This is a genomic window from Cryobacterium sp. 10I1, from assembly GCF_035019805.1.
Taxonomy (GTDB): Bacteria; Actinomycetota; Actinomycetes; order Actinomycetales; family Microbacteriaceae; genus Cryobacterium; species Cryobacterium glucosi.
The window spans coordinates 1-9829 of sequence record NZ_JASJVF010000123.1 but is presented as its reverse complement, the minus strand read 5'-3'; the positions used below and the strand labels follow the sequence as shown (position 1 = coordinate 9829).

The following is a 9829-nucleotide window of genomic DNA, read 5'->3' as shown; positions in this document are numbered from 1 at the left end:
CGGGGTCGGGCATCCGGTGCCGAGCACAGTGAACACCGCCGTGCGGGTGTACGAGGTCGAGCGGATCGAGCAGGGCCGCCACCTCTACGTCGTGGCCGTGCAGGTCGACGCCAGCCCCTGGCGCTGACGAGCGGCATGCCAGAATCGTCTCATGGTGACTTCCCCGCCCGAACAGCCCACGCAGCCCGACCACGCCATGCGGCCCGAGCACACTGCGGCGGTCGTGTCGGTGAGCCTCGATGACGCGCACCGGTTCAGCAAGCCGGCCGCGCCCCGCATCCTCCTGCTCGAGGGTCTCGGCGTCGAGGGCGACGCGCACGCGGGTGCGACCGTGCAGCACCGCTATCACGTGAAGAAGGACCCGACGGCGCCGAACCTCACCCAGGTCCACCTGATCCCGTCCGAGCTCTTCGACGAGCTCGCCCACGACGGCTACACCGTGCGGCCCGGCGAACTCGGCGAGAACGTGACCACCTGGGGGATCGACCTCACCGGGCTCCCCCTCGGCACCCGGCTGCACCTCGGCGCCGACGCCGTCGTCGAACTGACCGGCCTGCGCAACCCCTGCTCACTGATCAACGGATACCAGGGCGGGCTGATGAAGCAGCTCATCGAAACGGATGCCGCCGGCCGCATCACCCGCAAGGCCGGCGTGATGAGCGTGGTCGCGTCCGGTGGTGCGGTCCAGCCGGGAGACATCATCCGGATCGAGCTGCCCGAGGGGGAACAGGTCCCCCTCGACGTCGTCTGAGACGACCGCTCGCGCGTCGGACGGCCTAAGCGGTGACCGGCTCCGAGGCGTGGAACCACGGCGGGTACACCGCGACCTTCGGGCGGTGACCGGACTCGGCGAGAATGCCGCGCACGACGTCACGGACCTTGTCATTCGCGACGGCGACGATGGTGACGAGCTCGAACGGGAAGGTCTCCTCGACGAGGAGTTCGGCCTCGAGGAGCGCTGCGGCATCCTTCTCGGCACGCAGCCGGCGGAGGACCCGGTCGCTCGTCTCCGGCGTCGCACCGACACGGGTCAGGGTGCCCGCTGCATCGCCGTCGGTCACGGCGATGACGCCGAGGGCGGGCTCACCGTGCCCGGACTGGGCCTCGACGACCTTCTTGACGGTGCTGACGAGGATCACGAAGTCGAAGTTCTCCGCATACGGGGCGTCCCTGGACAGGCGCGGGTCGCCGGTGTTCGTGAGGATGCTGTCCCAGATGGTCGCGTTCGGCGAGAGGAAGAACGGCACGAAGTGCGCGACGGTCGTGTTCTCGGTGCCGGCGATCAGCGTGCTGCGGCGCTTCTCACGGTTGGGAACGGAGGAGATGTCGACGGCGGGTCGCACGGCCCAGGCCTCGCTCGCGTCGGCGAGGAGGCCACCGCTGGCGAGGATGCCGGCGAGGTTGCGGATGTGGGTCAGGTGATAGATGCGCTGCTCGCCGACGTTGTCGGGGGCGGATTTCGGCCCGATCGACGACTTGGTCCGGGTCGAGGGGCGGGGGCGGGTCGCACTCGTCGCACCGGAGGCGCTGCTTGCCGGGGCGCTCCGCAGCGACGGAGGCTTCGAGGCCGTCTTCGAGCGCGCCGGCGACGGGGCGGACTTGGCCCGGCTCGCGCGAACCGCGGGTGTCGCGGGCACAGCCTCCGGAACCGGTTTCGGGAAACAGATGGCGCACAGGCCACCCTCGAGTCCGTGGATGCATTCGTTGCTCAAAGCCAGAAAACCTCTCGTGTTCGTGTCCCCCACATTCTTCGAATACCCGTGTTCGAAGACCACGACTCAACGCTACGGTGATTTTGCCCCGAGCGGTTACCGGGATCGGCCCTGAACCCGGTTATTGGATGCAGAACTCGTTTCCCTCGGGGTCGGCCATGATGTAGTGGAATTCCGGGAACGGCCCCCACTTCTCGTCGACCATGCGAACCACAGATGCCCCGAGCGCGACGATCCGATCCCGTTCCGCATCGATCTCGTCCCTGCTCGGCGCCCGTCCCGGTGTCGCGCTGATGTCGAGGTGCACCCGGTTCTTGACGGTCTTGCCCTCCGGGACCCTTTGGAAGAACAACCGCGGCAACAGGCCCTCCGGATCCCCGGCGATGCTGCGCGTCTCGAGGTCCGCGTCGGTGAGGTCGCTCGTGAGTACGAGTTCGCGCAGCTCCGGCGGCCACTCGGCTCGGGGATAGCCGAGTACGTCCGCCCAGAAGTGCGAGAGCTCGCGCGGGTGTGCGCAGTCGAACACGATGTTTCCGATCTTGCCGGCCATGGGCCCTCCTCGGGGTTGGGGTCTTCGCGACCACTATGCACCCTTACGTCGCTTCGGGCGGCGGTCTACTGTGGGCCGCAGCGGGTCCCTCCGGGGCCCGGCAACCGACCAGGGAGACTCCATGAAGGCCGAACAGATCACCCTCGAACCCCGCACGTTCCTCGGAGTCCACGAGGTGATCCCGATGAGCAGGCTGACCGAATATTTCGATCGCGCCTTTCGTACCTCCGCCGCCGAACTCGGCAGGCTGGGCGCCCACCCGAGCGGTCCGCCGATCGCGCTCTATCACGGCGCCCCCACGGATGCCGCGGTCGACGTGACCGCCGGATTCCCCGTCGTCGACGAGGTCAGTGCGACCCGGGCCGTCGAGGTCGTGCACCTTCCGTCCGGTCCGGCCGTCGAGACGTTCCACGTGGGCTCATACGAGACGATGGCCGAGACGTATGCGGCCGTGACGGACTGGATCACCGCGCAGAAGCTCACCGTCGCCGGGGACATGTGGGAGGAGTACCTGGTGGGTCCGGACGCCGAACCGGACCCTGCCAAGTGGCGCACCCGGATCGTGTTCCCGCTCGCCTGAGTCCGCCACGCTTTTTTCGAAACGCGGGCGCAACAATCACCCTCTAACATGAGCACGCGACCTGCGACCATGACGAGCCAGGAGAAGGCGATGTGAGAAGCTCCCGCTGGGAACGCGCGACCGACACTCCCCTGCTCGCGCTCGGAATCGCTTTCCTGATCGCGTACGCGACGCCGATCATTGCGCCGGAGATCAGTCCCGGCTGGCACCTGTTCCTCGAGTGGATCGAGATCGGCAGCTGGGCGGCCTTCGCGGTCGATTTCGTGGTGCGGGTAAGCCTCGCGGAGGATCGACGCGCGTTCATGCGCACCCATATCCTCGACCTTCTCGCGGTCGCCCTGCCGTTGTTCCGACCGTTGCGGGCCCTGCGGGTGGTCTCGGTCGTGATCCTGTCCACCCGCCGGCTGAGTAAGGTGCTCAAGAACCGCGTGATGACCTACGTGGGCATCACGGCGGTGTCGGTCTGGTTCATCGCGGGCCTCGCGGTGACCGATGCGGAACGGAACGCGACCGGCGCGAACATCGTGACGGTGTGGGACGGCTGGTGGTGGTCGTTCATCACGATGGCCACCGTCGGATTCGGGGACCACTTTCCCGTCACGACGGACGGCCGCCTCGTCGCTGTCGGCCTCGTGGTCACCGGGATCGCGCTGATCGGCACCATCACCGCGTACATCGCATCCTGGTTCGCCGCCGCCGGCCGCGAGGCCGAGGAGGCCATCAAGGTCGAGCTCGGCGTCAACGAGGACAAGATAGACGCCCTCACCGTGGAGATCGGCGAGCTCAAGGCCCTCGTCGAGCGCCTGGTCGGCCAGCCACTCCCGGCCCCGCCGACCGCGGACTGACGAGCAGGCTCAGACCCGCAGGCCCGCACCCGCACCTTTAGGTCCAGACCGGTCGCAGGCCGGCCGTCTCAGATGTCGAAGTCCGTGCTCGGCGGTGCAGCTGCGGTCTCGGTCGCGGTCGTCGTCGCGGTCCTCGCGACCGAGCGGGCGGCATCCGTCTCACGGATGCTCTTCCGCGCGCTCTGCCGGAGGGTCTGGCTCACGGGCTCCGCGGTGTAGGAGGAGGTCACCAAGATCGGCATGTGGTCGGATGTGCCGCGCGGGAGCGTCTCGACATTCTCGATGGTCAGGCCGACCGAGGTTGCGAGGTCGAAGTGACCCCTGAAGAACCGGTAGCGCGTGTATGTGCGGGTGTCGCTCAGGGTGAGGTCGTAGCCGGACTCCGTGACCTTGTCGCCGAGGTTGCCCTTGAAGATCGGGTAGTTGTAGTCGCCGACCATCAGCGTCGGCAGGCCGGGGCCGAGGCGATTGAGTTCCTCGTGCGCCGAACGGATCTGGTTGCGGCGCAGCGAATTGCGCGCGGTCAGCGGCGCAGCATGGAAGGACGCGACGACGAGCTCGCGATCGGCGACCTTGTCAACGAGCCGGGTGCCGATCAGGCGCTCGTGCGCCGGGCGCAGCACCATGTCGTGCAGGGACTTCTTGAGCGCGAAGGCCTGGGTGGTGACGGCGTCGAAGCGGTCCTGGCGGTAGTAGATCGCGAGGCCGAGCCGGTTGGTCAGGGTCGAGTCGGCGAGATGCAGGGTGCCGATGTCGTCGGGCAGTTCGAGGGTGTCCGCCTCCTGGAGGCAGAGCACGTCCGGCTCATAGGTGACGGAGAGCGCGGCGAGTTCACCGACCGCTCGGTTCTTCCGGAGGTTGTAGCTGATGACCCGCACGTCTCTGACCTGGCTTCCGACTCGTGGTGGTGATTCAAGCCTAACGCGCGCGGCTGAAAGGTTCACAAGGCTTCGGGACGCTTGAGTGGGCTACCGGTCAGTTCCCCACGCGTTCTGTGCCGGGGTCGTGCGGCGGCCTCAACGCCAGCCGAGACCCGGGGCGACGTGGGTGACGATGCTCTCCAGGAGGCGCGCGTTGTATGCGACTCCGAGCTGGTTGGGGATCGTCACGAGCACGGTGTCTGCGGCCTGCACCGCGGCATCCGTCTTCAGCTGGGCGACGATCTGGTCGGGCTCGCCGACGTAGCTTTTGCCGAAGCGGGCGAGGCCGCCGTCGAGGTAGCCGACCTGGTCCTCGGACTCCCGGCTGCCCGGCCGGCCGAAGTAGGCCCGGTCCTCTTCGGTGACGAGCGGCAGGATGCTGCGGCTCACGGACACCCGCGGCGTGCCGGTGTGGCCCGCGGCGGCCCAGGCTTCACGGTAGATCGCGATCTGCTCCGCCTGCAGGTCGCCGAACGGGACACCGGTGTCTTCGGTCAGCAGCGTCGAGCTCATCAGGTTCATGCCCTGCTCACCGACCCATTTCGCGGTCGCCCGGGTGCCGGAGCCCCACCAGATCCGCTCGCTCAGTCCCGGAGCCTGCGGCTGGATCGGCAACAGCGCCGTTCCAGCGGACATCTGCGGGTTCGGCGTCGCGACACCGGCCCCGATGATCGCCGCCCGGAAGACCGAGGTGTGCTCGCGGGCGACATCCGCGTCGGTCTGCCCGTCTGCGGGCGCATAGCCGAAGTTCTCGTAGCCGCGCTGCGCGGTTTCCGGTGACCCGCGGCTGATGCCGAGCTGGAGGCGCCCGTTGCTGATCAGGTCGGTGATCGCGGCCTCCTCGGCCATGTACAGCGGGTTCTCGTAGCGCATATCGATGACGCCGGTGCCGAGCTCGATCCGGTTCGTGCGCGCCGCCATCGCCGCGAGCAGCGGGAACGGTGAGGCGAACTGCCGGGCGAAGTGGTGCACACGCACGTATGCCCCGTCCACGCCGAGTTCCTCGGCGGCGACCGCGAGCTCCACCGTCTGGAGGAGGGCGTCGCGTGCGGTGCGGGCAAGGGAGCCCCGCACCGCCTGGTGGTGGCCGAAGGAGAGGAATCCGATGCGCTTCATGACCGGTGCAGCGCGGAGGGGCCGCCGGGTATTCCCGTCGCCCGCGCGGCACCACCGCTCCCCGGACTGGCCGCGCTACCCACGCTCCTTCCCGCGCCGCTTCTTCGCCGCGGGCACCCGTCGCACAGTGAGCCTGTCGAGGCGGCGTTCCACAACGGTGCCCTCCTCGAGGATCGTCGCGAGCGTGATGAGCTCGTCGACGAGTTCAGGGACCGGGCGCGCCTGGCAGCAGACGCACCAGCCGCGCGCGTCGAAACACGCGCGCAGGGCCTGCTCGTAGTAGTCCCTCGTGAGGCCGGGCACGTCGCATACCCGCGCCGTCGTCGTGGACTGGAGCGAGTTCATTCCGCTGAACGAGCGCCCGCAGCCGCAGTCCCCGTATGGGGCCCACCGGCTATACGGGCACGGCTCGAGCATCCACACGAGCTCACCCTCGATACAGCCGTTCGAGTCACTGCCGCGGGAGCCCTGCGTCGCCCCGGTGGCCACCAAAACCTTCATTTCCGTCCTCCTCGGTCTCGGCACGAGCCTCAGGGAGTGGATGGAATAACGCTAACAGTGGCCACCGACAGACGAACGGGTGGAGCGGCGCGGGCGAGCGACGGCGGGTCAGCACCCGACCGATCAGTAGTAGCCGAAGGACTCGGAGTGCGCCCAGGCAGAGCAGGGAGTGCCGTAGGCCGACTTGATGTAGCCGAGGCCCCAGCTGATCTGCGTCGCCGCGTTCGATGCCCAGTCCGAGCCAGCGGAGGCCATCTTGCTGCCGGGCAACGCCTGCGGGATGCCGGTTGCTCCGCTGGAGCTGTTGTACGCCTGGTAGTTCCAGCCGGATTCCCTCTGCCACAACTGACTGAGGCAGCTGAATTCCCCGCTGCCCCAGCCGTACTGGGAGGAGGCCATCGCACTCGCCGTCGCGCGCGCGCCGGCCGGGCTGTTGTCCCCCGACGATGACACGGACGCCGCCGCTTGCGGCGCAGCGGCCGCAGCAGCTGCCGCAGCCGCCTTCGCTGCTTTGGCCGCCTGGGCCGCCTGGGCTTCCGCGGCGGCCCTGGCGGCGGCAGCGGCTGCGGCCTCAGCGGCGGTCTTCTCGGCCGCAACGCGGTCGACTTCTGCGACCGCAGCCTGCACGGTCGTCGTCTCGGCCTTGGTCCGGGCGGTCAACGACTCGACCTGGTCGATGGGCAGGACCTGGAAACTCGCCAGCGAACTCGCCGCTGCGGTCAAAGTGGAAGCATCCACTTTGTTCGCGGCTGCGGCGACGACCTGGTTGGCGTCGACCAACGCAGCGGATGCCGCATCCTGGGCGTGTACCTTCGCGATCGAGGTGTAGACGGTGAGCTGGTCGTGTTGCCGGCCTGTCGCCGCTGCGACGTCGGCCGTTGCCGCGATCCGGCTCTGGGAACGGGTGGCCGCCTCGGCGGCCGCACTGACCGCGAAGCCGCTTCCGGCCACGATCGCGGCGATCGCGAGACCGGCCGTGACGAGGGTGAACCGTTTCGGGCGACGTCCCCTGGATCCGTTCCTGCGCGAGGCCCGGGTGTCGACCGGAGCCGAATCTGTTGGCGAATCTGGTGCGGATTGAGCTGAGTTCATGATTCCTGCCATCGAGAACCGGCTCGAAAACCGCCAGGTTCGCTGAGTGTCAGGCCCACGCTCTCGGTGACGGCGCGGGCGAATTGGCCATAGTGCAGACGCTTTCTGGCAAAGTCCCGACCAAAACCTCCACAAGTCATCCACGGGGTAACCGGTCAACCGGGTTCTGCAGGGGTGGCGGGCCGCACTAGTCCCGGCCCGCCGCCCTTGTTGAGCGCGATTCCGCTTTTCTGAGGTTTTCTCAGGAATGCAGGGGCCTATTTCCGGCCACGGGCATCCGGATCGGTGGAACGCGGCTCCCGATCAGCGGGCACTCAGTAGTAGTTGTAGGCCTCGGAGTGCGCCCAGGCCGCGCACGGCGTCCCGTAGGAGGCGGCGATGTAGCCGAGACCCCACGCGACCTGCGTCGCGGCGTTGGTGGCCCAGTCGGAGCCGGCCGAAGCCATCTTGCTCCCCGGAAGAGCCTGCGGGATACCGGTGGCCCCACTCGAGTTGTGGGCCGTGTACGACCAGCCGGACTCCCTCTGCCATAACTGCACGAGGCAGCTGAACTGGCCGTCGCCCCAGCCGTACTTCGAGGCGGCCAGGCCCTGGGCCACCGCCTTCGCGCCCGCGGGCGTGTTCGCTGAGGCGAGGGCCTGCAGCCTTTGGGCCTCTGCCGAAGCGGCTGCGGCAGCGGCCTTCTCGGCGGCGACCCGGTCTGCTTCGGCCGCAGCGGCTTCGACGCTTGTCGAGATGGCGGCCGTGCGCTGGGTGAGCGACTCGACCTCGTCGATGGGCAGGACCTGGTAGCTCGCGAGCGAGCTCGCGACGTCGCTCAGGGTGGTCGCGTCGACCTTGTCCTTGGCGGCAGCGAGCACCGCGTTGGCCCTGTCGAGCGCGACGGCGGCGGCGTCCTTCGCGTGCACGGTGGCGATCGAGTCGTACACGGCCAGTTGGTCGTGCTGGCGGCCGGTGCTCGCGGAGAGGGCTGCGGTGGCGGTCACGCGGTCCTGGGCGGCGTTCGCGGCCTGAAGGGCGTATGAGCCCCCGGTGACGAGGGCCACGGCGACGGCGGAGGCCAGGGAGATGGCGATGATCCGGCGAGAATGCGGTGAGCGGCGGGGTGGTGCTGAATGCGATGTCATATAGTCCCGGTGTCGCAAACGCGGGCGCACGAACAGGGCTCGTGGGCCAGCGCTCACTGGTCTCGGGCCCACGCGCTCGGATGCTGCGCAGGCGAATCGGCCATAGTGGCCGGGATTCCTGCACAAACCCTCACTTTTTCCTCCGAAAGTCATGGGTATCGGGGCGCGTTCCGCACGCGTGCCCCGTCAGGCTCCGCGACGAGCCTGTCTAAACTCGAAGAATCGACATGTTCATTCCGGTCGATATCCGCGGACGTTCCCACGACGCTGAAGATCACGAGGTTTCATCATGACCGCGCACGACATCGTCCTGATCCGGCACGGGCAGACCGAGTGGAGCATTTCCGGTCGGCACACCGGCCGCACCGACATCCCCCTGACCGACCTCGGTCGGCAGCAGGCGGACGCGCTCGGCGAGATGCTCGACGGCGAGGCGTTCCCGACGGTCTTGTCCAGCCCGCTTCAGCGGGCCTGGGAAACCATGGAGCGCGCGGGATATGCCGCGCAGGGCATCGCTTCCCAGGACATTCTCGAGTGGGACTATGGCGTGTTCGAGGGGCGCACGACCGAGGCCATCCGCCGGGAGATCCCGGACTGGTCCGTGTGGACGCACTCGATGACCGGCGGCGAGTCCGCAGACGAGGTCGGCGCGCGTGCCGACCTCGCGATCGAGCAGTGCCTCGCAGCTCCGGGCCCGGTCGCCGTGTTCGCGCACGGACATTTCCTGCGCATCATGACGGCGCGCTGGATGGGCCTGCCTGCCTCCTCGGGGAAGCACTTCAGCCTCGGGACCGCCACGGTGTCCACCCTCGGCTGGGAACGCGATAACCGTGTGCTGCAGATGTGGAACGACGCCTGCCACCTGAACTCGATGGACCCGGTTCTCTGACGTACCGTTCCCGGCCGCGCGTTAAACCGCAAACGCGGCGTCCAGGGGCCGAAGCACGTCCTGGACGCCGCAGTCTTTGTGCGACTCGCTCTCGCTGAGTCTTACTTCCGGCCGGCACCCGTCAGAGCGGATGCTGCGCTGGCGGCGATGAGGCCGCGCACGAGCTCGAGCTGGGCGTCGTCCGCGAAGGACGAGCTCAGGCCGACGACGCTAACTCCGGAGGAGAGGAAGTCGGGCGCGTTGAGCGCGGTGACCCCTCCGGTGGCGATGAAGTTCATGTCGGGGTACGGCCCCTTCATCGACTTCGCCCAGTTCGGGCCGAGGATCGAGGCCGGGAAGACCTTGACCCAGCGGAGGCCGAGCGCACGAGCCTGGAGGATCTCGGTCGCAGTAGCCACCCCCGGAAGATGCGGGATGCCGCGGCGAACACGCTCGGCACGAACTTCGGCTCGACCGCGTTCATCACGTGCGTCGCGCCGTGTTCCCGGGCGACGGAT

12 protein-coding genes are annotated in these 9829 nt (G+C 68.4%); 4 read left to right on the top strand and 8 right to left on the bottom strand.

Annotated elements, in window-relative coordinates; all coding sequences use genetic code 11:
- Positions 1-196 precede the first annotated feature (196 nt).
- Positions 197-751: an MOSC domain-containing protein gene (locus QN345_RS11560; protein WP_322137279.1), complete on the top strand. Its 555-nt coding sequence runs from the start codon at positions 197-199 to the stop codon at positions 749-751.
- Between the two features lie 25 nt (positions 752-776).
- On the opposite strand, the gene QN345_RS11555 is transcribed toward QN345_RS11560, so the two are convergent.
- Both QN345_RS11555 and QN345_RS11550 read right to left on the bottom strand, forming a co-directional pair.
- The gene (locus tag QN345_RS11555) at positions 777-1712 is read right to left on the bottom strand and encodes a DarT ssDNA thymidine ADP-ribosyltransferase family protein (protein WP_323508126.1); all 936 of its coding nucleotides are present in this window, start codon (positions 1710-1712) and stop codon (positions 777-779) included.
- A gap of 121 nt (positions 1713-1833) precedes the next feature.
- Positions 1834-2262 carry a VOC family protein gene (locus QN345_RS11550; RefSeq protein WP_134445926.1) on the bottom strand — a complete coding sequence of 143 codons (429 nt, stop codon included), beginning with the start codon at positions 2260-2262 and terminating at the stop codon, positions 1834-1836.
- A gap of 121 nt (positions 2263-2383) precedes the next feature.
- Here QN345_RS11550 and QN345_RS11545 point away from each other — a divergent pair, with 121 nt between their 5' ends.
- On the top strand, positions 2384-2842 hold the full coding sequence (locus QN345_RS11545; protein ID WP_166787227.1) for a GyrI-like domain-containing protein: 459 nt from the start codon (positions 2384-2386) through the stop codon (positions 2840-2842).
- A 92-nt stretch (positions 2843-2934) separates the two neighbouring features.
- Positions 2935-3687 carry a potassium channel family protein gene (locus QN345_RS11540; RefSeq protein ID WP_322135366.1) on the top strand — a complete coding sequence of 251 codons (753 nt, stop codon included), beginning with the start codon at positions 2935-2937 and terminating at the stop codon, positions 3685-3687.
- A gap of 68 nt (positions 3688-3755) precedes the next feature.
- On the opposite strand, the gene QN345_RS11535 is transcribed toward QN345_RS11540, so the two are convergent.
- The 5 genes from QN345_RS11535 to QN345_RS11515 form a co-directional block, all read right to left on the bottom strand.
- Positions 3756-4565: an endonuclease/exonuclease/phosphatase family protein gene (locus tag QN345_RS11535; RefSeq protein WP_134445929.1), complete on the bottom strand. Its 810-nt coding sequence runs from the start codon at positions 4563-4565 to the stop codon at positions 3756-3758.
- Between the two features lie 138 nt (positions 4566-4703).
- Positions 4704-5723 (bottom strand): LLM class flavin-dependent oxidoreductase, encoded by a 1020-nt coding sequence (locus QN345_RS11530; protein WP_322135365.1) that lies wholly within the window; start codon positions 5721-5723, stop codon positions 4704-4706.
- Positions 5724-5798: 75 nt separating this feature from the next.
- Positions 5799-6224 (bottom strand): hypothetical protein, encoded by a 426-nt coding sequence (locus QN345_RS11525; protein WP_134445931.1) that lies wholly within the window; start codon positions 6222-6224, stop codon positions 5799-5801.
- 123 nt (positions 6225-6347) lie between these two features.
- A complete protein-coding gene (locus QN345_RS11520; protein ID WP_322135364.1) occupies positions 6348-7316 on the bottom strand; it encodes a phospholipase in 969 nt (322 codons plus the stop codon).
- A 314-nt stretch (positions 7317-7630) separates the two neighbouring features.
- Positions 7631-8443 carry a hypothetical protein gene (locus tag QN345_RS11515; protein WP_322135363.1) on the bottom strand — a complete coding sequence of 271 codons (813 nt, stop codon included), beginning with the start codon at positions 8441-8443 and terminating at the stop codon, positions 7631-7633.
- Between the two features lie 289 nt (positions 8444-8732).
- On the opposite strand from QN345_RS11515, the gene QN345_RS11510 reads away from it, so the two are divergent.
- Entirely contained in the window at positions 8733-9332 is a 600-nt protein-coding gene (locus tag QN345_RS11510) for a histidine phosphatase family protein (protein ID WP_322135362.1), read from the top strand.
- A 101-nt stretch (positions 9333-9433) separates the two neighbouring features.
- Here the strand turns inward: QN345_RS11510 and QN345_RS11505 are convergent, their stop codons facing one another.
- Complete coding sequence (locus QN345_RS11505) at positions 9434-9748, bottom strand: bifunctional 4-hydroxy-2-oxoglutarate aldolase/2-dehydro-3-deoxy-phosphogluconate aldolase (RefSeq protein ID WP_323508669.1); 315 nt, start codon at positions 9746-9748, stop codon at positions 9434-9436.
- Between the last annotated feature and the right edge of the window lie 81 nt (positions 9749-9829).

Excerpts from the sequence above, each read along its gene's own strand:
- QN345_RS11525 (WP_134445931.1), bottom strand. The coding sequence starts at position 6,224 with ATGAAGGTTTTGGTGGCCACCGGGGCGACGCAGGGCTCCCGCGGCAGT.
- QN345_RS11515 (WP_322135363.1), bottom strand. The coding sequence starts at position 8,443 with ATGACATCGCATTCAGCACCACCCCGCCGCTCACCGCATTCTCGCCGG.
- QN345_RS11530 (WP_322135365.1), bottom strand. The coding sequence starts at position 5,723 with ATGAAGCGCATCGGATTCCTCTCCTTCGGCCACCACCAGGCGGTGCGG.
- QN345_RS11545 (WP_166787227.1), top strand. The coding sequence starts at position 2,384 with ATGAAGGCCGAACAGATCACCCTCGAACCCCGCACGTTCCTCGGAGTC.
- QN345_RS11510 (WP_322135362.1), top strand. The coding sequence starts at position 8,733 with ATGACCGCGCACGACATCGTCCTGATCCGGCACGGGCAGACCGAGTGG.
- QN345_RS11520 (WP_322135364.1), bottom strand. The coding sequence starts at position 7,316 with ATGAACTCAGCTCAATCCGCACCAGATTCGCCAACAGATTCGGCTCCG.
- QN345_RS11560 (WP_322137279.1), top strand. The coding sequence starts at position 197 with ATGCGGCCCGAGCACACTGCGGCGGTCGTGTCGGTGAGCCTCGATGAC.
- QN345_RS11550 (WP_134445926.1), bottom strand. The coding sequence starts at position 2,262 with ATGGCCGGCAAGATCGGAAACATCGTGTTCGACTGCGCACACCCGCGC.